This window comes from Xanthomonas euroxanthea (genome assembly GCF_903989455.1).
In the GTDB taxonomy this organism is placed as follows: Bacteria; Pseudomonadota; Gammaproteobacteria; order Xanthomonadales; family Xanthomonadaceae; genus Xanthomonas; species Xanthomonas euroxanthea.
Genome location: NZ_LR861803.1, coordinates 84439 through 109951, shown reverse-complemented (window position 1 = coordinate 109951; position 25513 = coordinate 84439). Strand labels below are relative to the sequence as shown.

The window sequence follows — 25513 nt, the reverse complement described above, 5'->3', positions numbered from 1 at the left end:
GTGAGCGAGGACGTGCCGGCACTGCTTCCTGCCGAGCTGCGCAGCCGCCTGCGCGGCCTGCAGCTGCGCGCGCGGCAGGCGCAGGGCGCGCAGGGCATCGGCCAGCACGCCAGCCGCAGCCGCGGCGCCGGGCTGGAATTCTCGCAATACCGCGCGTACGAACCCGGCGATGCACTGCGCCAGATCGACTGGAAGCTCTACGCCCGCTCGGACCGCTTCTTCGTGCGCGAAGCAGAGCGCGAAAGTCCGCTGACGCTGTGGGTGTTGCTCGATGCCACCGCCTCCGCCGGCCAGGCCGATCAGGCGCGCCCGCACTACACGCGCCTGCAGGCGATGGCGACCCTGGCCGCGTGCGCTGCCGACGTCGCGCTGCGCCAGGGCGACCAGGTCGGCCTGTTCGCCGTGCATGGCGGTGGCCTGGTCGCCGTGCCAGCCGCTGGCGGGCCGCGCCAGCGCGACCGGCTCTGGCTGGCCCTGCACGGGCTGCGCGCCGGTGGGCGCTGGCCGGGCATGGACGCAGTGCGTCCGCTATGGGAACGCATTGCCGCACACACCCTGGTGCTGTCGATTGGCGACGGCTTCGACGAAGAACTGCTCGGCGCCCTGGAAAAACTCGCCGCCGCACGCCGCGAGGTGATGCAGCTGCAGGTGCTGACCTGCGACGAACGCGACTTCCCTTTCAACGGCGGGCATCGCTTCCGCGACCCGGAAACCGGCGAAGAACTGCTTGGCGATGGCGCCGCGATGCGCGCGGCGTATCTGCAACGCTTCGGCGCGGCCCAGCGCGCGCTGCAGGCGCGCTGGCAGGCCGCCGGCATTGCGCACGCGGTGCATTATCTGGATGCGCCACCGGATGCGGCATTGCGCGCGTTGTTTGCGCACGGTGCGCGGCGATGAGCCGGCGCACCGACGCGACCGCCGCGGCTGAGGGGGCGCAGCGGTGAACCTGCTCCTGCTGTTCCCCGCCGGCCTGGCCGCGTTGGCCGCGTTGCTGCTGCCGTTGCTGATCCATCTGGCCCGACGCAGCGAACACCGCCCCACCGACTTTGCCGCACTGCGCTGGCTGCGCGCGCTGCCGCGCCCCCGGCACCGCGTGCGTTTCGACGAATGGCCGCTGCTGCTGGTGCGCCTGCTGTTGCTGGCCGCCGTGGCGCTGCTGCTGGCCGAGCCGGCGTTGCGCGAGCACCGGCAGGCGCGCCCGCGCATCGCGGTCAGCCCCGGCGTGGATCTGGCCGCCGCCCGGGCACTCACCCACGCGGCCAACGCGCAGTGGGTCTGGCTGGCGCCGGGCTTCCCGCCGATCGCTGCCGATGCGGCACGCCCACCCGCCACGCCCGCCGGCACCGCGCCGCCGGTCGGCAGCCTGCTGCGCGAACTCGATGCCAGCCTGTCACCTGACACCGCGCTCAGCGTGATCGTGCCCAGCCAGTGGGGGCCGCTGGATGCGCAACGCCTGCAGCTGTCGCGCGAGGTGCGCTGGCAGGTGCTGCCCGGCCAGTCGCCAGCTGTCGCTGTGGCGGCCGTCGCGCCGTTGCGGCTGCAGGCCATCGCCGACGCTCCCGCCGATCCGGCCCTGCGTTATCTGCGCGCCGTCCATGCCGCCTGGGCACTGCCCGGCGCACTGCCGGTGGGCACGCCCGCGGACGCCGCGCCGGCACGCTGGCCGGCCGGCACGGTGGTGGCCTGGCTGTCGCAGCGGCCACCGCCGGCGCCGGTCATCGCCTGGGTCGCCGCCGGCGGGCAACTGCTGCTCGCGGCGCAGACGCCGGCCCCGCACGCACTCGCCGGCCCGCTGCAACCGCTGCTGCAGGATGCACACGGCACCCCGCTGATCGATGCCAGCGCTGTGGGCCGCGGTCGCCTGCTGCGCTGGGCCGCGCCGCTGCAGCCGCAGCAGCTGCCGGCGCTGCTGGAGGCCGATTTTCCCACCCGCCTGCACAACGCGCTGCAGTCGGTACCCGCACCGCAGCGCGCGCTGGCGCAGACCCAGCAGCCGCAACGCGGCCCCGCCATCCGCCTGGCCAATGCCCCCCGACCGCTGGCGCCGTGGCTGATCGGCCTGGTGCTGCTGCTGTTTGCGGTCGAACGCTGGCTGGCCACCGCGCCGCGCCGGGGCACCGCGGCATGAGCACGCCTGCCCTGCACCGCGCATGGCAGGCCGCGCGACGGCGGCAGGCCGCAGGCGTATTGCTGTGCGGGCTGCCGCTGGCCGTGCTGCCGGCGCTGCTGGCCTGGCGCGCCGGTGCGCAGCCGGCGATCCTGCCGTTGCTGCTTCTGGGCCTGCTGGTGCTGATCGGCGTGGCGCTGCTGGCAGCACGCCGGCTGGACCAGACCTGGCTGGTCCGCCGGCTGGATCGCGATGCGGATCTGGAAGACAGCAGCGACCTGCTGTTCGCCCCGCCCGGGCAGCTCGGTCCGTTGCAGGCCCTGCAACGCCAGCGCCTGGAACAACGCCTGCGCAGCACGCCGCGCGACCTGCGCCCGGCCTGGCCCTGGCGGCGCGGCTGGCCGTGGAGCCTGCCCGGCCTGCTCGCCTGCGCCGCCGTGCTGCTGTGGCCGCACTCCGTCCACCGGCCCACGGCAGGCAAGGACCGGATCGCCGCCGCCGGTGCCAACACCGGCGCCCCCACGCTGGGTCAGGCCCGGCTGCACAGCACCCCGCCCGCCTACACCGGCCTGCCGCCCACCCGCCTGCCCGGCCTGGATGCGCGCGTGCCGGCCGGCACCCGGCTGCACTGGCAGCTACAGGTCAACCCGGCGCCGCGCAGCGTGGCGCTGCGGCTGACCGACGGACGCAGCGTCGCGCTGGCCCGGCAGGGCACTACCGATCACTGGCAGGGCCAGTGGATCGCCGAGCGCGCCAGCCTGTACCGCATCCTCATCGATGGCGCGCCGGCCGACCGCCGGCTGCACCGCCTCGACGTGCTGCCGGACCGCCCGCCGCAGGTGCGCGTGCTGGCGCCCGAACAGAGCCTGGTGCTGTGGACGCCCTCCAATGGCGGCTGGACGCTGCGCTTCGAGGCCAGCGACGACTACGCGGTGGCCGCCAGCGCCGAGCTGCGCCTGACCCTGGCCCAGGGCAGCGGCGAGAACATCACCTTCACCACCCAGCGCCGCACGCTCGGCGGCAGCGGCCCGGCCAGGCAGCGCGGCTTTTCCACCACGCTGCAGCCGCAGGCGCTGGGCATGGCGGCCGGCGACGACCTGATCGCCCAGCTCATCGTCCACGACACCCGCCAGCCCGGCCCGCAGGAAGGCCGCAGCGCCAGCGTGATCCTGCGCTGGCCACCGCCGGAGCAGACCATGGCCGCCGGCCTGGAGGCCAGCATCAAGCAGACCTTGCCGGCCTACTTCCGCAGCCAGCGCCAGATCATCATCGACGCCGAGGCACTGCTGAAGGAAAAACCGCGCCTGGACGCGGCCAGCTACCTCAAGCGCGCCGACGCCATCGGCGTGGACCAGCGGCTGCTGCGGCTGCGCTACGGCCAGTTCCTGGGCGAAGAGAGCGAAGGTGCGCCCAAGGGCCCGCCGACCGCCGACGCCCCGCCAACCAGCGACGCCCCGGCCGACGATCTGCCCACCGCCGACATGCCCACCGCGGATGCACCGGCCGCCCCTGCGGCGGCGGCGCCCGCGCCCGCCCGGGACGAACACGGGCATGACGCGCACGACCATGACCACGCAGCCGCATCCGAGGCCGGCGCCGCCGCGCTGGACGACCACGACCATGCGCACGGCGACGGCGGGCCCGAACGCCACGGCTTCGGCCAGGCGCAGGATGTGCTGTCCGAGTTCGGGCACACCCACGACCATGCCGAAGCTGCCACCCTGCTCGACCCGCAGACCCGCGCGTTGCTGCGCGCCGCGCTGGACCAGATGTGGCAGTCCGAGGGCGAGCTGCGCCAGGGCCACCCCGAACGCGCCCTGCCGTTTGCCAACAAGGCGCTGGGCTTCATCAAGCAGGTGCAGCAGGCCGAACGCATCTACCTGGCGCGGGTCGGCACGCAGTTGCCGCCGATCGACCCCGGCCGCCGCCTGAGCGGCGACCGCGCCGGCCTGGGCGACCGCGCCGCCGGCCTGGACACCCGCCCGGATCCGGATCCGTCCGCGCTGCAGCTATGGGACGCGCTGGGCGAACAGGCGCCGGTCCCGGACGCCACCCTGGCCCGCTACGCGCAGTGGCTGCAGACCCGGCAGGACCGCCTGCCCGATCCGCTGGGCCTGGCCGCCGCGGTGGAAACCCTGCGCGCCGAACCGGACTGCGCCAGCTGCCGCGCCCAGCTGCGCGCCCAGGTCTGGCGCACGCTCGTTGCCCCGCCGGCCCCGGTTCGCCGGCGCCCCGCGCCGGACGCGCGCGGCCAGCGTTATCTGGATGCCCTGCGCCAGGAGTCGCCACCATGACGCTTTCGCTGCCCTGGCTGGTCGGCAGTGCCTTGCTGCTGCTGGTGCTGCTGAGCTGGTGGCGGCTGCTGCGCGCGCACGCGCGGCAGCCCCATGCGCGCTTGCGGCTGTGGCTGTTGCTCGCCGCCCAGCCGCTGCTCGCCGGCCTGCTCTACCCGATGCTACTGCCACCGCCGCGCGCCGGCAGTGCGAGCGAGCTGCATGTCGCCACCGCCGGCACCCAGGCGGATCAGGTTCGCCCCACTGCCGCGCCGTGGGTCGCGCTGCCCGAGGCGCTCGCCTTGCCAGGCGTGACTCGCATGCCGGATCTGGCCACCGCGTTGCGCCGTGCGCCCGGCACCACCGCGCTGGTCGTGCATGGCAGCGGCCTGCCCGCACGCGACCGCGACACCCTGCGCATCCCGGTGCGGCTGGCGCTGACCCCGGCGCCGGCAGGCCTGGTCGCCGTCTCCACGCCGCCCCCGGTCGCACCCGGCGAACGCATCGCGGTCAGCGCGCGCGTGCAGGGCCTGCCGGGCGCGCGGGTGGAGCTGCTGGATCCCGCCGGGCAGGTAGTCGACACCGCTGCCGCCGATGCGCGCGGCCAGGTGCAGCTGCGTGGCCTGGCGCGCGCACCCGGGCAGGTGCTGTTCGCACTGCGCCTGCGCGATGCCGCAGGCGCAGAACGCGGCCGCGTGCCGGTGCCGGTGCTGATCGCCGCGGTGCCGTCCGCACGCGTGCTGGTGCTGGCCGGCGCCCCGCAGCCGGACCTGAAATACCTGCGCCGCTGGGCCAGCGATGCCGGCATGCAGGTGCGCAGCCAGATCACCGTCGGACCCGGCATGCAGCTGGGCGAGGTGGCCGCCCTGGACGCAGCCAGCCTGGACACGCTGGACCTGCTGGTCATCGACCAGCGCCGCCTGCAGGCCCTGGGCAACGCGCAGCGCCAGGGCCTGCGCGCTGCGATCGGCCGCGGCCTGGGCGTGCTGGTCCGCACCGACGGCCCCGTGGATGCGGCCGCCCGCGCCGCGCTCGGCGCGCTGGGCCTGGCGGTGACAGGCGGCAGCAGCAGCGCCGCAGTCGCCGCGCCGCTGGCGCTGGCAGCGCCCGGCGCCATTGATCCGGCCGCAGCGGCGGCCAACGCCACGCCCCTGCCGCCGCTGCAGCGCCGCGAGCTGCAAGCGCAGGACGCCGACGCGGTGATTGCCGCACGCGCAGACGACGGCAGCGCGTTGGGCTGGTGGCGCCAGCAAGGCCGCGGCCGCATCGGCATCGGCCTGGTCGAAGACAGCTTCGCCCTGGTGCTGGCCGGCCGCAGCGACCTGCATGCCGCGCTATGGGCGCAGCTGTTCGGTGCGGTCGCCCGCGCCGGCGGCACGGCGCCCGCTGCGGTGCAGACAGGCTGGTCGCACCAACGCATGGCGCTGTGCGGTGTCGCCGCAGACGCGCATGTCACCGACCCCACCGGTCGCTCCCAGGCGCTGCTGATCGATGCCGCCAGCGGCGCCCGGGCCTGCGCCGGCTACTGGCCGACCAGCGCAGGCTGGCATCGCCTGCAGACCGGCACACAACAGCGCTGGCTCTATGTGCGCGCGCCCGGCGATGCCTCCGCGCTGTACAGCCAGCAAACCCGCGACGCCACCGCTGCGATGGCCGCCATCGACGCGCGCGCAGGCATCGGCACGCCTACATCGCTACCCGGTACCCGCTGGCCCTGGCTGCTGGCCTGGCTCACGCTGGCCGCAGCACTGTGGTGGCTGGAACGACGCCGGCGCTGACTGCGGCAGTGCACGGCCACATCAGCGCAAGATCGCGTGCGGTGCTGCTTTCAGACAGTCGCACTTGAAATGCATTGAGTTGGGAAGCAGCGGTGCTGCAACATCGGCAGACCATCGGCGACACCCATCAACGCGACTGACGCGACCACACCCGGCAACAGTTGTTCGCCGGCAACGCCACGTCGTCGATCAACTGCAAGCCCAGCGACGCCGCCAGTGCATCCACCGCTTCGGCATCGCGAATGCCCGATGCGGGATCGCGTTCGCGCAGCATCGCGTCGAACGCGCGATTGCTCTGGCTGGTGAATTGGCCACCGCGGTTGAACGGCCCATACACCACCAGCAGCGCATCCGGCGCCATCACCGCCGGCAACCCCGCAAACAACGCTTGCACCTGCGGCCAGCCCATGATGTGCAAGGTGTTGGCGCTGTAGACCGCGTCATAGCCGGCAGGCACACCGGCCCGCGCGGGCGGCAATGGTGGTGTGGGCGCCAGGCCGGGCGTCGGTGTCAGCACCGCCTGCAATGCAATCGGTGGCGGCGTGTTCGGCAGTGCCGCCTCGTCCAGCCACTGGCTCATTCCCGGCAGATGATCGGCATGGTCGCTGGCCTGCCAGCGCAGCCACGGCATCGCCGCCGCAAAGTGCACCGCGTGCTGCCCGGTTCCCGCACCGATTTCCAAGACATTGCGACGGTCGGCAACGTGTCGTTGCAGCACCTCCAGGATCGGGTCGCGGTTGCGTGCGGAGGCAGGTGAGAACGGCTTGGTCATGAGAAGCATCCAGAGAAAACGTCAGGACATCCCGACAGTATGGATGCAAAACCTCCAACGAGCTCATCCTTTGCTTGGTGGCTGACACGCAGGTGCAGTCCATCGATTTAGCGATAACCATCCCAAATGTCTCGCCACCGCTTGTGCATGATGGCGCGGGGACATACTCCAGAGGAAATATGCATGAACAAGGCCGTTGCTTTTTTGACCACGAGTTTCCTGGCGGTTGTTGCGAGTCTTTCCGCCGCACCGAGTGCAAATGCACAAGCTTCAACTGTCATACTCGACTGCACCGGCAGTGATTATTGCTGGGCAGGCGTAGACAGCCCGGGATCGCCGGCGCCATTCAAATATGCATGGAGTTTCAACAATACTGCTGGCGCCATTTTCCCCAGAAATTGCACCAACAGCGTGGACTGCAACTTTTACTGCCCACGCAGCAGTACGTTCATCACCGCCAATGTCATGGTGAGCGACGCCAACAATCAGTTCATCGGCTCGGCTAGCGCGCGCGCACTCTGTACACCGCAACCGCTCTGAACCCAGGCAGGAACATCGTCTGCTGATCAGCTGAAAGTGGCACCGGATCGCAAGGATCTGTCCCCATCCTTGCGGGTCCGGTGCCTTATCACCGTTTAGCTGGTCAATTTCTCATACGCACGCCGCACCGCATCCTGGCCATACCGTCGCTCCAGGCGGCGCACGATGAAGTGCCCGCGCGCCATTGCCTGGAAGTGGCGCATGAACACCGTATTGAGCGTGGCGCCGCTGACCGCTCCGACCAGCGGCACGGCCTGCACGGCGAGTTTTTCGCCGACATTGACCGAGAACTTGGCCGCAACACGCGACACCAGCGATACCAGCACCGGCGCGCCCTTGCTGGCAAACCCGTGCGCGGCAACGTAATGCGCCGCGGCGCTGAGTTGTTGCGCCATCGCCGCGCGCACCGCGAAGTAGCCCGATTCGGCGCCGTCGTCGCCGACACTGCGCCCGCCATGCGCCAGCACTTCCAGGCAGGCCAGCGCGGTCTCCGGATCGTGCAGCGATTCGCCCTCGGAACGGGCGATATCGGCGATGGAGCGCAACATCACCGTGGTGGTCACCGGCAGCTCCACCAGCAGGCCGGGCAGGCCGAAGAATCCACCCGCGCCACCGGCGACGGCCACCGCCATGGTGTGGCGTGCGGTGGACGCAGGCTGCTGCGCATCGGTGCTGCCACGCAGGCTCAGTAATGCCGATTTCATCGCCACCTGCAGCGCGCGGCGGGTGACGCCATCGATGCTGCGGGTGACCAGTTTCGGCAGCCGCCGGGTCATCAGGTTCTCGATCGGTGCGCCCAACGCATTGGCCAGCTGGGCTGCCACACCGGGGTTTTCCAGCAGCGCGTGCGCGGTGGCCAGATCGCGTTGCGCGGCAACGTCCATCACCGTCATCGGAAGCGTCGTCATGCCTGCTCTTCGTTGTTGGGCTCGCGCCGATGGTACCCAGCGCCATGTGAGCGCCGGACGAGCGAACCCGGCAGTCAGGAAAAAGCATTCTGCAATCGGCCGGCAAAATGCGCGATCATCGGGATCAGGCAGCCAATGCTGGTCAGATGAATCGTGAGATCCGCCACAGCATCGTCATCGCGGCCGCACCGGAAGTGGTCTGCGTCGCGTTGTCCGAGCCCATGCAGCTGGCCTGCTGGTGGACGCGTGAGGTAAGCCTGGTCGGGAACCGGGTGCGGCTGGAGTGGAGCCGGCAGGGCTGGCGGGTGGAGCTGAGCATCGACGACGGCGCCGACTACCGCCTGGTGCTGTGGCGCTGCCACGCCTCCAACATGCTCGACACCGATGCCTGGGAGGGCACGGTGATGCGCTTCGATCTGCATTCCACCAGCCAGGGCACGCAGGTGGAGTTCGCACACTCCGGCTATCGCGACTCGCCCTGCAGGGACGCCTGCGTCCGCGGCTGGCGCTTCTTCCTGGGCAGCAGCCTCAAACGCTATGTGGAAACCGGCCAAGGCATGCCCTCTGCCGATATGCGCGACCCCGCGGCGCACGGCCGCGCGCCGCGCTAGCGGCGGCAACTGCAGGCACCCGGCGGCAGGGCGGCTGCACGGTCGCCACCGCTGCGCCGGACCACCCGGCCGTGCGTGCCAACCGCACAGGCGGGCCGGTGACGGCCCGGCCGCGCGCCCCGAGCCCGCCTACGCCGTGCGTGCCGCGCCGATGGACGGCGCCGTGCTGCCGGGCAGCTGCGCATCCACCGTCACCGGGCTGTCGGCGCGCAGCAAGGCGCGTGCCTCGGCATCGCTGGCCACCGCCGGCGGCGAGCCACGCAGCGGCAGGCCGGCGGTTTCGCGCACGAACAGCATGGTCACCAGGCCGATCGCCGCCGCGCCCATCAAGTAGTAGGCCGGCACCAGCGGGTCGCCGCTGCGCTCCACCAACCAGGCCGTCACCAGCGGCGTGGTGCCACCGAACAGCGACACCGACACGTTGAACGCGATAGACAACGCGCTGTAGCGCACCGGCGTGTAGAACAGCGCCGGCAGCGTGGACGGCATCGAACTGGTGAAGCACACCAGCGCCAGGCCGAGCAGCATCAGGCCGGCGAAGATCAGCCCGTCGTGGCCGCTGCCGATCAGCAGCAGGCAGGGGATGGCCAGCGCGAACAGCGCGATGCAGGCACCGATGATCATCGGCCGGCGCCCCAGCCTGTCGCTGAACAGGCCGCCGACGATGTTGAGCGGCATCATCACCAGCATCACCAGGATGATCAGCAACAGGCCCTTGCTCTCGGCATAGCCCATGGTGACGCTGAGGTAGCTGGGCATGTAGGTCAGCAGCATGTAGTCGGTGACGTTGAAGACCAGCACCAGGCCCACGCACTTGAGCAGCTGCGGCCAATGCAGGCGCAGCATGGTCAGCAGGCCCTGCGCGGCGGTTTCCCGTTCGCGTTGTTCGGATTGCTCGGCATAGGCGCGAAACGCCGGGGTTTCTTCCAGCTTCATGCGCATGTACAGGCCCAGCAGCCCCAGCGGGCCGGCAATCAGGAACGGCACCCGCCAGCCCCAGTCGAGCATCTGCGCCGGGGTCACGGTCATGTGCAGCGCCGTCACCGTGGCCGCACCGGCGATGTAGCCGCCCAGGGTGCCGAATTCCAGCCAGCTGCCCATCAATCCGCGATTGCGGTCGGTGGCGTATTCGGCAATGAAGGTGGCCGCGCCACCGTATTCGCCACCGGTGGAAAACCCCTGCAGCAGCCGGGCCAGCAACAGCAGCGCCGGTGCCCACAGGCCGATCTTGGCGTAGGACGGAATCAGGCCGATGCTGAAGGTGCCCAGCGCCATCAGGATCATGGTCGCCGCCAGCACCTTCTGCCGCCCGTAGCGGTCGCCGAGCGGGCCGAACACCAGCCCGCCGATCGGCCGCACCAGAAACGCAACGGTGAACGTGGCAAAGGTGGCGATCAACTGCGCGGTGGGATTGCTGGCCGGAAAGAACACCTGCCCCAACGTCACCGCCAGATAGCCGTACACGCCGAAGTCGAACCACTCCATCGCATTACCCAATGCGGCGGCGCCCACGGCCTTGCGCAGCATGCCGCGATCCACCACCGTGACCTCGTCCAGTTGCAGTTGGCGGCGGCGCTTGAACCAACCGAAGTGCGAGGCAATTGCGCGCGTATCGTGCATATGTCGTGTCTCCAGGTGCGGCCATCGCTGCCCACTCGCCCTGGCAACGCACAGGACACGGCGCATCAGTCAGGCATGGCAATGGCACAGGCACTGGATGACGCCGGAGGCATTCCCGGACGGCCGCGTGAACTCAGCGACGCTGCGGGACAGACGACCAAGGGATGGGCAATGCCCAAGGGCTTGATCAGCCCGCTATGGTACTACAGCGCGCAGGTCGCTGCAGGCGTGATGCCGCCAGATGGCGAAAACCCGCTTGTTTCAAGGCATCTGGCGCAATGAGCGCCTGCATCGCGTCATCGATGCGCAGGGCATCTGCATGCCATGGCGAGCCATCGATCAGGCGCGTTGCGAGCTAGACCGGCGCCTAGCCCAGCTGCGACAGCAGCGGCTGCAGGTCTTCGCGCGTCTGCGGGCGCACGGCGCGTGCAACTTCCACGCCGTCGCGCAGCAGGATGATGGTTGGCCATAATTTGACGCGAAACGAGCGGCCCAGGGGCCGCCCTTTTCCATCTTCGACCTTGCGGTAGTCCAGCGCCGCAACGCCACCCAGCAACTTCTGCAGCAGCGGCTGCGCGGCGATGCAGTGGCCGCACCAGTCGGTGCCGAACTCCAGCACCTGCAGCCCGGCCTGTGCATCCACCTCGCTACGTTCGGGCGCCTGGGTGGCGTAGTCGCGAACAAACCCCATCGTCTCGCCGCTCCGCTGTGCTTACGACAATGCGCGCTGGATGTCTTCCAGCGGCAGGTTGGTCAGGTCCTTGGCCAGGTCGCCCACCAGGCGCTGCTGGGTTTCCTTGTGCAGCAGCGGGCGCACGCGGCCCAGCGTGGTCGGGTCGGCCACCAAGACCAGATGCGTGTACTCGTGCTTCAGCGCGCCATCGTTCAGGGCATGCGAGAGCTGCTTGGCAAAGGTCATCTCGTCCATGTCCGCCTCGCTGAGATCCTGCGGCGCCTTGCCGGCCGGGCCATCGTCGTCGACGTTCTGCACATCGGTGCGCGCGTGCTGGCGCAGCACCACGTTGGCTTCGTTGCCGGTATTGGTGAACCAGCGTGCTTCGCCGCCATCGGCCACCACCACCAACGCACCCTGAGGAATTTGCAGACTCATTCGATTCTCCTGATCAACAGCGGCGTTGCATGTGCAACGCCAGTCGGTCTCAACCTAGGTCAGAGGATGTAAGCACCGCGCCTAGCCGGTGTCAGCGTGGCGTTAGCGTGGCGCGGCCAGCGTCGGTGGCGGCAGGCCCAGGTGCTTGCTGAAGAAACGCGCGGCCACCCGCAGCGCCTGCTGGCTTTCCGGCAGCGCGTTGGTGAGGTGGAAGGCGTGGCCCAGCCCGTCCCACACATGCAGATCCGATTCACGGCCCAGGTCCACCAGGCGCGCATGCGTGTAGGCGGCATTGCTCAGCTCGGCCGCACGCGTGGCGGTCAGAAACAGCGTTGGCGGGAACTGCTGCAGCACCGCATCGGAAAACACCGGCGACACCAGCGGGTCGTGGAAGTCCACGTTGTCGCCGTAGTACAGGTCTTCCCAGATCGGCAACGCACCAGCCTTGTCCGGCAACAAGGCATCGTTCACTGCCGCCACCACGATGCGCGAATCGCCGCGGTAGCGTGCATCGCCTGCGGCGCAGAACAGCCCGGCCGCTGCCGGCATCGGCAACTTTTCCTTGGCGAACCATGCCAGCGATTCGCCGGTGAGCACGCCGCCGGCCGAACACCCGAACAAGCCGATGCGCTCGGGCGCGTAGGTCTTGAGCGCGGCGCGATACACCGCCGCCACGTCCTCGCTGGCGGCCGGGAACTGGTGCTCGGGGCCCATCCGGTAATCCACCGCGACCACCGTCATGCCGGTCATTGCCGCCAGCGGAATGGCCTCCATCAACCCGAACGAGGCGGCGCTGCCCATCACGAAGCTACCGCCATGCAGTTCGATCAACATGCGCCTGGCCTGCTCGGGTGTGCGCGTGCGCGGCTCCACCCGCAGCACCGGCACGCCGTTCCAGGTCTCCGGCGTGATCTCCACCGCGTAGCGCGTGCGCAGCTGCGCAATCACGCCCTTGGCCCACCGTTCGGTGTCGGCACGGATGCCCGGCAGTTGCTTGAGCAAGGTGGCGTTGTCGGCCTTGTCCAACGGATCGGCGCGGGCCACCCCCTTGGCCATATGCGCACGTGCAGCCGGGCTCAGAAACTCCGACACCGGCAGGTTGAATGCAGGCACGTGCCGGATGCCATCCGGGGTGGATGCGGTGGCCGGTATGGCCGGCTCGGCGGCGGTTGCGTGCATGCTGCACGCGGTGCAGGCCAACGTGAGCGCTAGCGTTTTGTTCAACCAATGACGTGTCATGCGGTGCCCTCCCAGGCAAGTCGAACCGGCGAGGATAGCGCCAGCAGACAGCGCAGATGATGTGCTGGAAGTCGTGCAGACACGCACGTTGCATGTAACGACGCGATGTAACGCAAATGCGGCGACTACGCACATTGCAGCGCGCAATCAGGCCACCGCATCAAACGTACGCAAGCGGTCGGCATCGCAGGCAGCGCACGCGTCGCCCTGCATCCGCGCGAACATCGCGTTGCTGCAAGCATCAGCACCAACACTGCGCAGGCCGGTGCATCGCCGCCGGCACCGGGTCCAGCGGCATCGATGCATCGCACTCAGGCGGCAGGTGCCGACGCCGCAGTTGGCAGATGCTGCAACGCCTGCAACGTGGAGGTGGTCAGCGGCGACGGCAGCGCGTCCAGCGCAAACCAGCCGATGTCGGCAATCGCCTCGGGCTCGCGCCGCACGGCGTGCTCGCTGCCCTGGATCGCGGCCAGATACACCGGCGCGACCCAATGCTGCGGCGGCGCCAGGTCCGGCTCGAAGTAGCTGACGATGCACAGCACGGCCTGCAGCTGCACGTGCAGGCCGGTTTCTTCCAGCACTTCGCGCACCACGGCATGTTCCACCGTTTCCATCCAGTCCACCTTGCCGCCGGGCAGGCCCCAATGGCCTTGCTCGGGCGCACGCCCGCGCTGCACCAGCAACAAGCGGCCATCGGCGCGGCGGATGAACGCGCCGCATCCGACGCGTGGACGAAGATCGCTATCGATTGAACTGGACATAGGCATCCCGAAGGTGTGGCGCCGTAGTGTCCCAGATGTGTGGCAGGCAGGCGCCATCCCGATGATCGGCAACGGGTTGACCGAGAGGATCGTGGGCGACGGTCTACCTTGCATCTGCGCCTTGCACGCTGGTAGCGACAGCCGAGAGATGCCAGCGCCGCTGCGCGATGCCGCAGGATCGGTGCAGTGCATCGCCTGCGGATGGTTGCGTGATGCGCAGGGTGGTCGCAATGCCGCTGCACTGCGTGCGTCACCGCCCCATCGCATCCGGACCTCCACGCACCGCATGCCGGGAAACAGCGTTTGGCCATACGCCTGCGCGGCCGATAACGCTGCCTTAGCGCCCTGTTGGCGAGGATGCGTGCAGTCCGCGCCGCAATGGCGCGCCGTCTTGGAGGTTGAGATGTCTCGTATCGTGTTGATCGGCGGCCATGGCAAGGTCGCGCGTCTGCTGACGCCGCTGCTGGTGCGCGGCGGGCATTCGGTCACCGCGCTGTTTCGCAATCCTGCGCACGCAGACGATGTGATTGCTGACGGCGCCACCCCGCAGCTGTTCGATATCGAACAGGCCGACACCGACGCCATCGCCGCGCAGCTGGCCGGCCACGATGCGGTGGTGTGGTCGGCCGGCGCCGGTGGCGGCGATGCCGCGCGCACCTACGCGGTGGACCGCGATGCGGCGATCCGCTCGATGCAGGCCGCCGAGCAGGCACGCGTACGCCGTTACGTGATGGTGTCCTATCTCGGTGCCGGGCTGGAACACGGCATCGGCCCGGACGATGCCTTCTTCGCCTACGCGCAGGCCAAGGCCGCGGCCGATGCGCACCTGCGCAACACCCCGCTGGACTGGACCGTGCTGGGGCCGGGGCGCCTCACGCAAGATCCGCCCTCGGGCCGCATCACCCGCGATCCGGGCAGCGATGCCGATGGCGGCGTGTCGCGCGCCAACGTCGCGCAGGTCATTGCAGCGGCATTGGCGCTGCCGGCCATCATCGGCAAGACGGTGGGCTTCATCGACGGGCGGACACCGATCCAGCAGGCCTTGTCGCAGCTGGAATGAACGCCAGGCCTATCGCGATGCCTGCGCAGGGCGCACAGTGGGCCAGGCTAACGAATTCCTAAAGCCGGCCTCGGCATAGTCCCGGGCGCAGCCCATTGTGGAGGTCGCTCATGTCTGCATTTGTCACGCCGCGCCGTGCCGGCATTCTGCCGCCGTATCTGCTGGACCATGTGGCCAGGCCGCACCCGAGCGTGCGCGGCAGTGCGCGCGGCTGTCCCGGCAGATCACCGCCCAGCTGCGGCAGCAGCGCGCGCTCGGCCTGCTTGCACGCACCCGGCCGCCGGCCGCCGATGCGGCGGACACGCCCACTGAGCAAGCAGTGCAGCGGCAGATCTACGACGCGCAGCAAGGCACCGCACTGCCCGGCACCCTGGTCCGTGCCGAAGGCGCCGCCGCCACCGACGATGTGGCAGTGACCGAGGCCTACGACTATCTCGGCGCCACGCACGCCTTCTTCCAGACCGTGTACGCGCGCAATTCCATCGACGGCGACGGCATGCCGTTGATCGGCACCGTGCATTACGAGCGTGGCTACGACAACGCCTTCTGGAACGGCGAGCAGATGGTGTTCGGCGATGGCGACGGCGAAATCTTCAACCGCTTCACCATCGCCATCGACGTGGTGGGCCACGAGCTGACCCACGGCGTCACCGAGCGCACCGCCAACCTGATCTACCAGGACCAGTCCGGTGCCTTGAACGAGTCGCTGTCGGATGTGTTCGGCGTGTTGATCAAGCAGTACACATTGCAGCAGCAGGCCAGCGAGGCGGACTGGATCATCGGCGCCGGCTTGCTGATGCCCGGCATCAACGGGGTGGGCCTGCGCTCGATGCGCGCGCCCGGCACGGCCTACGACGACCCGGCGCTGGGCAAGGATCCGCAACCGGCCAGCATGGACGGCTTTGTCGACACCCAGGAGGACGATGGCGGCGTGCACTACAACTCCGGCATTCCCAACCACGCGTTCTATCGCGCTGCCGTGGCCATCGGTGGTTACGCATGGGAGAAGACCGGCCGCATCTGGTACCGCGCGCTCACCGGCGGCGAACTGGCCGCCGGCGCGGACTTCGCGACCTTTGCCGCGCTCACCGTCCGCATCGCCGGTGCGGACCACGGCGCCAGCAGTGCCGAGGCAACCGCGGTGCAACAGGCCTGGCGCGACGTGGGCGTGCTCACATGAGTGCACAACGTCCGCCGGTGGAGGCAGGCGTGACCTTGCGGCTGGCCCGCGAAGGCGGGGTGGCCGCCTTCCCCGCCATGCGGCGCGAACGGCAGCTGGTGATGGATGAGCTGGACGATGCCCAGCGCCTGCAGCTGCGCAGCGTGCTGGACCAGTGCCTGGCGCATGCGCTGCCGCGCCCGCAGGCCGGTGGTGGCGATCGCCGCTATTTCAGCATTGCCTGGGACGGCGCCAGCGAGCCGCTGCGCATCCCCGAAGAACATGCACCGGCCGCGATCGTACGGCTGTGGAAACAGGGCACGCTGTAGCGCGGTAATGCCGTGATGCACCGCCTGTGACATCGCGCGCGTGTGCCCGTCCCCGTGCACAAACGCAGACACCGCGCCATGCGCGGTGTCTTCGTATCGAAAATGGTCCAACTGCGGATGCCTGCACCCTTTAAGCTGCCTAGATGCTCTAGGGCTGCACAGCTGGTGACGCATAGTGCTGCCTGCTGCGTTAGCGCCACGTGCAGCGCAGTGGTCAACGGGAAGACACGCCGCTCATCCCCGCAGTGCAGCATGGCAGTGCCGGTGTGCGGGTCTGCCTGCACCGCGCGCCACGCACGCCTGCATTGCCGTGAACAGCGGCTTCGCGGATAGTCGCTGCACCGATCAGACGACCCCTGGACCTCCGTGATTGTGTTGCTGCTTGCTGCCGGACTGCTTGCCGGCCTGGGACTGGCCGGCGTCATCGCATGGCTGCTGCTGCGCCAACGTGCGCGCAGCGCCAGCGCTGCGGCCGCGCCTGTCGCCACCGACACCGGCCTGCAGGACGCACCCGCGGCGCCCGCGGCCGCGGCCGTGCACACGCACGGGCAGGCACAGGCGCAGCGCGCGGCTACACCCCACCCGCTGCTGTGCGGGCCGCCGCCGATGCAGCCGCTGCTGCGCCGCATGTATGCCGCAGTGATGTCCAACCCGTCGCTGGCCGAGGGCCGCCTGCCCACCGACCCGGCCCAGGCCGCGGTGCTGGATGCGGTCGGCGCTGCGCTCGCCCATGTCGACCTGCGCCCGCAGCTGTTGCCACGCCGCCCGCAGTTGTTGCCGCAGCTGATGCGCGCGGTCAACGACCCGGATGCCTCCGGCCGCGGCATCGCCGCGATCATCGCGCAGGACCCGGCGCTGGCCGCCAACCTGTTGCGCATCGCCAACAGCGCGCTGTACCGCCCGCAGGGCGGTCCGCTGGAAAGCCTGGAGCGGGCCGTGGTGCATATCGGCACCGAGGGCGTGCGCCAGATCGTCGCTGCCGCCGTCATGCAGCCGGTGCTGAGCCTGGAGGGCGGCCTCTACGCGCGCCTGCCGGCCGCGGTATGGGATTACGCCCTGCGGACCGCCGCCGCCGCGGCTGCCTACATGCGCGAGCGCGCCGGCGATACCTTGGCGGCGCAGCTGGCCGGCCTGCTGCAAGGCCTGGGTGCGGTGGTGATCCTGCGCGTGCTGCGCGATGCCTACGCCGAGCGCCCCAGCGTGCCCTATAGCCTGGAGGTGGCCGCCGTGCTGGTCGAGCGCCATACCGCCGCCGTCGCCAAGACCATCGCCACCACCTGGGAGCTGCCCGCCGCGCTGGGCACCGCGCTGGACGAGCAACGCCCCGGGCACGACCCCACCCTGCTCACCAGCTCGCTCGGCATGGCGCTGCGGTACGGCCGGCTGGCCGCCGCGCTGGCCATGCTCGCCCGCCACGGCGCCGAGCAGCAGGAACATGCACTGAGCGTGCTGTCCACGCTGGAGCCGGACCACGCGGCCAATGCCGCGCTATGGCAGCGGCTGGTCGCCGCCAGCGTGGAGTGAGGCCGGCGCGGTCGCCGCAGGCCGGGCACACGCACGCACGCAGGCAAACGCCTGCACAGCACCGCACCACTCAGCACTCGCTGGCGATCATCTCCTTCACCCGCGTGGCGAGCACGCTCACGCTGAAGGGCTTGGCCAGTACCGCCATGCCCGGTTCCAGGTGGCCGTCGTTCAATTGCGCGTGTTCGGCAAAACCGGTGACGAACAACACCTTGAGGTTGGGCCGGCCCACGCGCGCGGCGTCGGCCATCTGCCGGCCGTTCATGCCGCCGGGCAGGCCCACGTCGCTGATCAGCAGGTCGATCCGCACCGGCGACTGCAGGATGCCCAGCCCCGCGGCGCTGTCGCCGGCCTCCAGCACGGTGTAGCCCAGCTCTTCCAGCACCTCGGTGAACAGCAGGCGGATGGAGGGTTCGTCGTCCACGATCAACACCGTTTCACCGGCCAGCGAGGGCGCCAGTTCCAGCGCGGCGGTGCTGCCATCGCTGCTGTCATCGGCACCGGCGTGCCGCGGCAGGTAGATGCACACCGTCGAGCCCTTGCCCACTTCCGAGTGGATGCGCACCTGCCCGCCGGATTGCTTGGCAAACCCGTAGATCATCGACAGGCCCAACCCGGTGCCTTCGCCGATCGGCTTGGTGGTGAAGAACGGATCGAACGCGCGCGCCACCACCTCCGGCGGCATGCCGGTGCCGGTATCGCTCACGCACAGCGACAGGTAGTGGCCTTCCGGCATGCCCAGTTGCTGGCCCATCTCGCGGTCGATCCGGCGGTTGCTGGTCTGCACGCGCACGCGCCCGCCGTTGGGCATCGCATCGCGCGCGTTGATGCACAGGTTGAGCAGCGCATTCTCCAGCTGCGGCGCGTCCACCAGCGCCAGCCACAGTTCGGCGGCGACGACGTTTTCCACGCAGATCCCCGGGCCCACCGTGCGCTGGATCAGCTCCAGCATGTCCACCACCAGCCGGTTGACGTTGGTGGGCTTGGGCAACAGCGTCTGCCGCCGCGCAAACGCCAGCAAGCGGTGCGTCAGCGCAGCCGCGCGCGTGGTGGCGCCCTGCGCGGTGGCCACGTAGCGCTCCAGGTCGCGGAAGCGGCCTTGCTCGATGCGCAGGCTCATCAGCTCCAGCGCGCCGGAGATGCCCGCCAGCAGGTTGTTGAAGTCGTGCGCCAGCCCGCCGGTGAGCTGCCCCACCGCTTCCATCTTCTGCGACTGGCGCAGCGCTTCTTCCACCGTCATCAGCTCGCGCGTGCGCTCGGTGACCCGCTGCTCCAGCGTGTCGCTCAGCTCGCGCAGTGCTGCCAGCGCGCGGTCGCGCTCTTCCGACAGCGCATGGCGCGCCTCGATGTCCAGCAGCACACCGGGAAAGCGCAGCGGCGTGCCATCGGCGCCCTTTTCGACCCGGCCATTGGCTTCCAGCCAGTAGTACTTTCCGTCGCGCCGTTTGACCCGGTACTGGTGCGCGTACGCACCGCCGCGGGCGAGGGCCTCGCCGATGGCCGCGCGCAGCCCCTCGCGGTCGTCCGGGTGCACCGTCCGGATCACCTGTTCCAGTGTCAGGCCGTTGCGGCTGCTGGACGGATCGAAGCCGAAGTTCTGCGCAAAGGCCTCATCCACCGAAAACGCGTCGGTGGGCAGGTCCCAGATCCAGGTGCCGATGATCGCCCCGGCCGCCAGCGCCAGCTGCACCCGCTCGGCATTGCGGCGCGCCACGGTTTCGGCCTCCAGCGCACGATCGCGCTCGCTGGTGCGGTTGACCACCTCGTGCACCAGGTGCGTGTTTTCGTCGCTCAGCAGCGCGTGCTGGAGGTCGCGGTTGCGCGCGTCTGCCACCTGCGCGGTGGTTTCGATGGCGATATTCATCAACCCCACCACGCTGCCGTCTTCGCCGCGGATCGGCGAGGCGGTGGCATTCCAGTAGGTCATCTCGCTGACACCGTTGCGCAGCATCGGCAAGGTGATCACTTCCTGCCCGAAGCCTTCGCCGGTCTGCATCACCCGCGCAAAGGCCTGCGCGATGGGCGCGTAGGTTTCCTTCCACACCTCGGTCACCGGCTGGCCCAGCGCCTGCGGATGACGCTCGCCCATCGACTGCACGTACACGTCGTTGTAGAACAGGCGCAGCTCCGGCCCCCACAGCACCGCACCGAGCAGGGTGGAATTGAGCACCACCGACAACGACGAGCGCAGCGACTGCGGCCAGGTTTCGGGCGCGCCCATCGGCGTGGCCGCCCAGTCGTGGGCGCGCATCAAGGCCCCCATCTCGCCGCCCCCCGCAAGAAACTCCAGGCCAATGGGCTCGATGGCGGGGCGCACTGTGCTCACGTGACGGCATTGCCTGGCAAAAAAGTGCGCGCATTGTGGCACGCAGCGGTCTCAACAAGACGTGCAGAACAGTGCCCTGCTCGCACACAGGCCGCGCACGCGCCAGCGCAGCAGCAAACGTCCTGACGCGCGGATGACGGCATGCCCACGTCGCACTCACACCTCCGGGGTCCAGACTGGCCTCCAACATCCCCAACCGTAAGAGGCACACCCATGGACAAGAACCGTATCGAAGGCACCGCGAAAGAGGTCAAGGGCTCGATCAAGGAAACCGTCGGCCGTGTCACGGGCGACAAGAGCACCGAGCTGGAAGGCGCCACCGAAAAGAACGTCGGCAAGGTGCAGAACAAGGCTGGCCAGGTCGCCGACAAAGTGCGCGACGCCTCCAAGTAAGTCGATCGAAGCTGTCCACGTCGACTGCATTGCCCGCGGGTGTCACGCCCGCCGCGGCGAAGCAGTGGACTGGCCGGCAGCCGTAACGCACGACAGTGCGAATGGCAACGCCCACTTCGGCGAGATCGCACCAACGCCCCGACATGATCGGGGCGTTGACGTTTGTGGGGTCTGGACAGGTGTTGATCTACAAGCCTGATCGCCAGGATTGTGCGCAGACTGCTGTAACGATTCTTGAGACAGGTGCGCGCTCATGCCGGCCAATAGGTCTGCGTCATGAACCCGCCCGGAAGGACCAGCCGCTTGTCTCTAACCGCTTGGCTTGCGCCCGCGTGTAGCAGGCCGCTTCGCAATGCTGTCACCGTACTGTTGCCACCACGCGGTCAGCGCTTCCATGGTTGGCCGCAGTCCATGCGCCTTTGGCGTGATGGCGTATTCCACGCGTGGCGGTACCTCTGCAAAGACGGTGCGTGTGACCAGGCCATCTGCTTCCAGCTCGCGCAATTGCGCCGTCAGCATGTGTTGAGTGATGCCGGGGATTGCCGCGCGCAGCTCGCCAAAGCGATACATCCGCTGATTCAGCAGCCACATGATTTCCAGCTTCCATTTCCCCGACAGCAGCGCAAATGCACGGCGCATTTCCTCATGCATATTGGGCTCGCCTGTATCAATGGTCTGCTTTTTCATACTAAGTCCCAGTGATTCATCCTACTTTTCAATAGCTATCTTAGGCGACATTCTGATTGCCGGTTGCATTTACTTATTGACTGGCAAACACCATGAGCATCTCTGTCTATTGGATCAGTACCGCCCTGCTGTGCCTGCTGTATCTCGCTTCTGCCTGCATGTATCTGGCCAAGGGTGAGTTCGTGCGCAAGGCGCAGGCCGAGCTGGGCTATTCGGCGCCGTTGCTGGTGCCCTGGATGATCGTCATCAAGATCCTGGGCCCGGTGGCGATTGTGTGGCACTTCAACACCGCGCTGAGCGATCTCGCTTACGCCGGCATGTTCTATCACCTGCTGTTATCCGGCATGGCGCATCTGGGTGTGCGCAAGCCCAAGGGTGCGGTACCGGCCGCGCTGGGCCTGCTCTTTCTGCTCGCCTCGTTTGGCATGCAAAACGCCGCGCGCCAGCCGCCGTCGCCGTATGCGCCGACGGCAGCGGCCATCCACGCAATGCTGCAGTGATTCGACGCCTGGTTGAGCGCTGTCGGCTGGGCCGCTGCAACGCGCCCGGCCCAGCCAGCACCCTCACCCTCGCGCTAACTCGAGGTGTGCAAAGCAGGCGCACAGCCACGGGCAAGGCGACGAGCACGTGCGTCTCGCCCCCCGCTTGAGGCTACCTGCTAACGCTGTCCGGATCGACCCTTGGCCCTGCGTTGGCGGCCACCGACTTGGCGACGTCGTTGGACATCATCGGCCTGACGCTGCCTATCGCATTCTTCCAGGTCGCATTGCCCGAAATATTTTCCATCACTTTAGTGTTCAGGAAAAACGCTGCATGACCAGTTTCGGTGTAACTGGTCACACAGGAGCGGCCTAGCATCTGTGAGCAAAGCGACCCCGTGGAGGACACGTTCTCATCTAATGGTGCGAAAACGAGATCGCCAGGTGTGTCCGTGATAGGCACGAAGAACTCGCCTCCAGGAGTGAAGTAATTACCCTCCATCAGCAGGCTGACTGTCGTTGTCGCAGAAGCGCCAATATAAAAGTTTGAGGTGTAAAGATTGTTCACCAGATGAATGACGCCGCCAGTGCCTCCCGCTGGCGTGCCCATTTCCGGAGAGCGCCCTGCGGTGGCGCGGAAGTGATTTGCCACCAGGGTGATTTCTTCCGCATCTCCGTTCAACAGCAGGATCCAGGAACTTCGACCATTGCAGTAATGCCCATACGCGGTTTCGCCATCAAACGTGTTGTTGGAGATGGTCATCGCTTTAGCGGCTCCCCAGCCCGTCACAATCATCTGTCGGCCAATCCGTGCGAACGCGTTATGGTCGATCCAGATGCTGCTTGCGTTATCGACGGTGATCGCATCGCCAGCAAAGACGATGCCCTCATTGATATCGGTGATCGACAGGTTCCGCACAATGATGTTTGACACGCCCCCGGTCATCGTCAAGCCTTTGCCCTTGATCCCCGCCGACGCCCCAATACCGATCACCGTCTTGTTCGAACCCACCAGCAACGCCGATGCTGCTGCGCTGTCATAGGTCATCGGGAACGTTGGACCAGTGCCACAGTATCCGAGCACATCCAGAATCTTTTCCTGTTTTCCGGTCGGCCCCACGCATTGTCTGTCAGAGTAAACGCAGCCCTTTCCGGAAATGGTTCCCTCCGTTCCCCTGAAGTCGATGACTGTATTCAACCGGATGATGCGAGGCGTATCGTCTATGCAGTTAGCGCCCTGGTAACGCTGGCACAGAGCGTCCTTAAGCTCTGCTGGCGTCGATACATCGACCACCTCGCCCCCCGTGCCTCCGGTGGTTCCCGCGCCGAAGCCGACCGGCTCGCTTGCCAGTGCCGCGGTTGTCGTTCCAGCCAATAGCATGACGGTGGAAAACACGGGTCCCATGACCGAACGTCTTGAGAAGATTTGCCGCTTGATGACATCGATCATGAAGAACCTTTGCGCTGGGGGCGCTGTGTTGTGGGGGGGCGATTGCGTCTGACTGGCAATCGGCGGCGAGCCGAGTGACTCACGTTTGCCGTCGCTGCCTGTCGGAACACTAGGGAAATTCTCGCGTTGGGTCCCCGTTGCGCGTCAGAGTCGTCCTCGCTCAAAGAGAACCCGAGGAAACGGGAGCGAAGAGCAAGAAACGGAGTCTTGACAGGATGAGGTGGCACGCCCTGCGTCTACTTCACCAGAGTCGTCATGCCACCGACGAAAGAGGCGCGGTGTCGGCTTGAAAAATGTCAAAGCACGTCGTCATTTGCGCAGGCCACCGCTTCAACAGGCCAGGCCTCACCCGGTTATCGGCACCGAGCTTCGGTGTAGAGACTATTGAAACAGATGTTGGCGCAGCCGCCGCCAATGTTTTTTTGATCCGGCCTGCCGCTCGCGCTGGGTCATGCACCTATCGGACGCTGTAGTACAGCGCCAAGCGACATGCTTGGGTAAGACACCAAATGTCGGCGCAGCAGGTGCCTGCGACATCGCGCACCTTACGCCGCCAGATATCCCTTACCCGCTTGAAACTACCGGCTAACGCTATCCGGATCGGCTCTTGGACCTGCGTTGGCGGCCACCGACTTGGCGACGTCGTTGGACATCATCGGCCTGACACTGCCTATCGCATTCTTCCAGGTCGCATTGCCGGCAATATTTGACATCACCGTGGTGTCCAGCAGAAACGATTCCTGTCCGGTTTCCGTGTAACTGGTGACACAGGAACGCCCCAGCGTCTGCGAGCAAAGCGACCCCGTGGAGGACACGTTCTCATCCAGTGGCGCGAACACCAGATCGCCGGGTGTACTGGCGACAGGGAAGAAGTATTGGCCCTCTGGATTGAAGTAGTTCCCTTCGGCCAACAGGTTGACGTCCCTTGACGCAGTGGCGCCGAAATAGAAGTTGGACGTATACAGATTGTTCACCAGATGAATCATGCCGCCCGTGCCGATTTCCGGCGAACGCCCTGCGGTGGCGTGGAAGTGATTTGCCAGCAGGGTGATTTCTTCAGCTTCGCCGATCAGCAGCATGATCCAGGAGCTTCGACCGTTGCAGTAGTGCCCATACGCGGTCTCGCCATCAAACATGTTGTTGGAAATGGTGACTGCCTTGGCCGGCCCCCAGCCCGTCACGATCATCTGCCGGCCGATGCGTGCGAACGCGTTGTGGTCGATCCAGATCCTGCTTGCGTTATCGATGCTGATTGCATCGCCGCCAAAGACGATCCCCTCATTGAGATCGGTGATCGACAGGTTCCGCACGATGATGTTCGATACACCGCCGGTCATCGACAAGCCCGTGCCCTTTATCCCCGCCGATGCCCCGACACCGATCAGCGTCTTGTTCGAACCCACGGATAGCAGTGACTTCGCTGCGTTGTCGTAGGTCAGTGGGAACGTTGTACGACCGCTGCAGTATGACCCGTTGTCCAGAACCCGCTCCTGCTTCCCGCTCGGCTCTGCACACTGTCTGTCAGCGTAAACGCAGCCCGTTGTGGACGTGGTTCCCAGCGTTGCCGTGAAGTCGATGACGGTGTTAAGGCGGATGATGCGAGGCGTGTCGTCTACGCAGGTATAGCCCTGGTAACGCTGGCACAAGGCATTCTTGAGCTCTTCCGGTGTGGAGACATCGACCACCTCGCCCCCCGCGCCTCCGGTAGTTCCCGCGCCGAAGCCGACCGGCTCGCTTGCCAGTGCCGCGGTTGTCGTTCCAGCCAGGAGCATGACGGTGGAAAACACGGGCCCCATGACCGAACGTCTTGAGAAGATTTTCCGCTTGATGACATCGATCATGAAGAACCTTTGCGCTGGGGGGCGCTGTGCTGTGGGGGGAGGGGGCGATCGCGTCTGACTGGCAATCGGCGGCGAGCCGAGTGACTTGCGTTCGCCGTCGCTGCCTGATGCAACACTAGGGGAATTCTCGCGCTGGGTCCCCGTTGCGCGTCACAGTCGTTGGCGCTCAAAGAGAACCCAAGGAGACGGGAGCGAAGAGCAGAGAACGGAGTCTTAACAGGATGACGTGGCGCACCCTGCGTCTACAGCAATCGCTCTTGATCTGTTTCAGCTTCGCCGCTGGTTTACCACGATGACGCGCTCTTGCACACACCAGGCGCTGGCATCGCTATGAGCAAGGCACAGCGATGATTGGCCTTGGCAACTCGATGCGCGACCGGGCCAATGCCTCATCACCTCGGCACGCATCAATCAGGCGAAGCGCACCAGGTGGCAATCCAGCACATGATCGCCGCAGGCGAGAACGTGATGACCTGGCTGGCGCTCACAGCGGAGTGGCAACACGATTGAGCGCGACTGGAGACTACCGATTCACTGAGTGAGGT

At 67.7% G+C, this 25513-nt stretch carries 23 protein-coding genes and 1 pseudogene; 13 read left to right on the top strand and 11 right to left on the bottom strand.

The window, feature by feature from the left end; all coding sequences use genetic code 11:
- From H7A86_RS00450 to H7A86_RS00435, 4 genes are read left to right on the top strand one after another with little or no spacing between them, the layout of a single operon-like run.
- Positions 1-897, top strand: coding sequence for a DUF58 domain-containing protein (locus tag H7A86_RS00450; protein ID WP_119130590.1), 897 nt, complete (start codon positions 1-3; stop codon positions 895-897).
- A 43-nt stretch (positions 898-940) separates the two neighbouring features.
- Entirely contained in the window at positions 941-2128 is a 1188-nt protein-coding gene (locus H7A86_RS00445) for a BatA domain-containing protein (RefSeq protein ID WP_119130059.1), read from the top strand.
- Positions 2125-4401 carry a hypothetical protein gene (locus tag H7A86_RS00440; protein ID WP_180707980.1) on the top strand — a complete coding sequence of 759 codons (2277 nt, stop codon included), beginning with the start codon at positions 2125-2127 and terminating at the stop codon, positions 4399-4401. The genes H7A86_RS00445 and H7A86_RS00440 overlap by 4 nt, the downstream gene beginning before the upstream one ends.
- A complete protein-coding gene (locus H7A86_RS00435; RefSeq protein ID WP_119130057.1) occupies positions 4398-6158 on the top strand; it encodes a carboxypeptidase regulatory-like domain-containing protein in 1761 nt (586 codons plus the stop codon). The genes H7A86_RS00440 and H7A86_RS00435 overlap by 4 nt, the downstream gene beginning before the upstream one ends.
- Before the next feature lie 127 nt (positions 6159-6285).
- Here the strand turns inward: H7A86_RS00435 and H7A86_RS00430 are convergent, their stop codons facing one another.
- Entirely contained in the window at positions 6286-6930 is a 645-nt protein-coding gene (locus tag H7A86_RS00430; RefSeq protein WP_119130056.1) for a DUF938 domain-containing protein, read from the bottom strand.
- 183 nt (positions 6931-7113) lie between these two features.
- Here H7A86_RS00430 and H7A86_RS00425 point away from each other — a divergent pair, with 183 nt between their 5' ends.
- Positions 7114-7470 carry a hypothetical protein gene (locus H7A86_RS00425; protein ID WP_126941963.1) on the top strand — a complete coding sequence of 119 codons (357 nt, stop codon included), beginning with the start codon at positions 7114-7116 and terminating at the stop codon, positions 7468-7470.
- 95 nt (positions 7471-7565) lie between these two features.
- Here the strand turns inward: H7A86_RS00425 and H7A86_RS00420 are convergent, their stop codons facing one another.
- Positions 7566-8354, bottom strand: a complete 789-nt coding sequence (locus H7A86_RS00420; protein WP_119130588.1) for an EcsC family protein — start codon at positions 8352-8354, stop codon at positions 7566-7568.
- Between the two features lie 170 nt (positions 8355-8524).
- Between H7A86_RS00420 and H7A86_RS00415 the strand changes: the two genes are divergently transcribed.
- Positions 8525-8989, top strand: a complete 465-nt coding sequence (locus tag H7A86_RS00415; protein WP_119130586.1) for an SRPBCC family protein — start codon at positions 8525-8527, stop codon at positions 8987-8989.
- 129 nt (positions 8990-9118) lie between these two features.
- Here the strand turns inward: H7A86_RS00415 and proP are convergent, their stop codons facing one another.
- On the bottom strand, positions 9119-10609 hold the full coding sequence (proP, locus tag H7A86_RS00410) for a glycine betaine/L-proline transporter ProP (protein ID WP_119130055.1): 1491 nt from the start codon (positions 10607-10609) through the stop codon (positions 9119-9121).
- Positions 10610-10690: 81 nt separating this feature from the next.
- Here proP and H7A86_RS00405 point away from each other — a divergent pair, with 81 nt between their 5' ends.
- Positions 10691-10891 (top strand): hypothetical protein, encoded by a 201-nt coding sequence (locus tag H7A86_RS00405; RefSeq protein WP_147421284.1) that lies wholly within the window; start codon positions 10691-10693, stop codon positions 10889-10891.
- 85 nt (positions 10892-10976) lie between these two features.
- On the opposite strand, the gene H7A86_RS00400 is transcribed toward H7A86_RS00405, so the two are convergent.
- The 4 genes from H7A86_RS00400 to H7A86_RS00385 form a co-directional block, all read right to left on the bottom strand.
- Positions 10977-11300 (bottom strand): thioredoxin family protein, encoded by a 324-nt coding sequence (locus tag H7A86_RS00400; protein WP_119130054.1) that lies wholly within the window; start codon positions 11298-11300, stop codon positions 10977-10979.
- A gap of 21 nt (positions 11301-11321) precedes the next feature.
- Positions 11322-11720, bottom strand: a complete 399-nt coding sequence (locus H7A86_RS00395; protein WP_104586097.1) for a host attachment family protein — start codon at positions 11718-11720, stop codon at positions 11322-11324.
- A 102-nt stretch (positions 11721-11822) separates the two neighbouring features.
- Complete coding sequence (locus tag H7A86_RS00390) at positions 11823-12899, bottom strand: alpha/beta hydrolase (RefSeq protein ID WP_180707979.1); 1077 nt, start codon at positions 12897-12899, stop codon at positions 11823-11825.
- Positions 12900-13270: 371 nt separating this feature from the next.
- Entirely contained in the window at positions 13271-13726 is a 456-nt protein-coding gene (locus H7A86_RS00385) for an NUDIX hydrolase (RefSeq protein WP_119130053.1), read from the bottom strand.
- Between the two features lie 397 nt (positions 13727-14123).
- On the opposite strand from H7A86_RS00385, the gene H7A86_RS00380 reads away from it, so the two are divergent.
- The 4 genes and pseudogenes from H7A86_RS00380 (at position 14124) to H7A86_RS00365 (ending at position 17792) form a co-directional block, all read left to right on the top strand.
- Positions 14124-14780: an SDR family oxidoreductase gene (locus H7A86_RS00380; protein WP_119130052.1), complete on the top strand. Its 657-nt coding sequence runs from the start codon at positions 14124-14126 to the stop codon at positions 14778-14780.
- 110 nt (positions 14781-14890) lie between these two features.
- Positions 14891-15960, top strand: a pseudogene (locus H7A86_RS00375) (M4 family metallopeptidase).
- Positions 15957-16268 carry a protealysin inhibitor emfourin gene (locus tag H7A86_RS00370; protein WP_104586106.1) on the top strand — a complete coding sequence of 104 codons (312 nt, stop codon included), beginning with the start codon at positions 15957-15959 and terminating at the stop codon, positions 16266-16268. Before H7A86_RS00375 ends, H7A86_RS00370 begins: the two are co-directional and overlap by 4 nt.
- 366 nt (positions 16269-16634) lie before the next feature.
- Positions 16635-17792, top strand: coding sequence for an HDOD domain-containing protein (locus tag H7A86_RS00365; protein ID WP_180707978.1), 1158 nt, complete (start codon positions 16635-16637; stop codon positions 17790-17792).
- A 70-nt stretch (positions 17793-17862) separates the two neighbouring features.
- Here the strand turns inward: H7A86_RS00365 and H7A86_RS00360 are convergent, their stop codons facing one another.
- Positions 17863-20118 (bottom strand): ATP-binding protein, encoded by a 2256-nt coding sequence (locus H7A86_RS00360; protein WP_119130051.1) that lies wholly within the window; start codon positions 20116-20118, stop codon positions 17863-17865.
- 213 nt (positions 20119-20331) lie between these two features.
- Between H7A86_RS00360 and H7A86_RS00355 the strand changes: the two genes are divergently transcribed.
- The gene (locus H7A86_RS00355; RefSeq protein ID WP_053046117.1) at positions 20332-20511 is read left to right on the top strand and encodes a CsbD family protein; all 180 of its coding nucleotides are present in this window, start codon (positions 20332-20334) and stop codon (positions 20509-20511) included.
- A 309-nt stretch (positions 20512-20820) separates the two neighbouring features.
- Here H7A86_RS00355 and H7A86_RS00350 read toward each other — a convergent pair whose 3' ends face one another.
- Positions 20821-21198 carry a winged helix-turn-helix transcriptional regulator gene (locus H7A86_RS00350; protein WP_119130050.1) on the bottom strand — a complete coding sequence of 126 codons (378 nt, stop codon included), beginning with the start codon at positions 21196-21198 and terminating at the stop codon, positions 20821-20823.
- Positions 21199-21290: 92 nt separating this feature from the next.
- Here H7A86_RS00350 and H7A86_RS00345 point away from each other — a divergent pair, with 92 nt between their 5' ends.
- Positions 21291-21698, top strand: coding sequence for a DoxX family protein (locus tag H7A86_RS00345; RefSeq protein ID WP_119130049.1), 408 nt, complete (start codon positions 21291-21293; stop codon positions 21696-21698).
- A 151-nt stretch (positions 21699-21849) separates the two neighbouring features.
- Here the strand turns inward: H7A86_RS00345 and H7A86_RS00340 are convergent, their stop codons facing one another.
- Entirely contained in the window at positions 21850-23127 is a 1278-nt protein-coding gene (locus H7A86_RS00340) for a pectate lyase family protein (protein ID WP_119130048.1), read from the bottom strand.
- A 578-nt stretch (positions 23128-23705) separates the two neighbouring features.
- Positions 23706-24968: a pectate lyase family protein gene (locus tag H7A86_RS00335; RefSeq protein ID WP_119130047.1), complete on the bottom strand. Its 1263-nt coding sequence runs from the start codon at positions 24966-24968 to the stop codon at positions 23706-23708.
- Positions 24969-25513 lie beyond the last annotated feature (545 nt).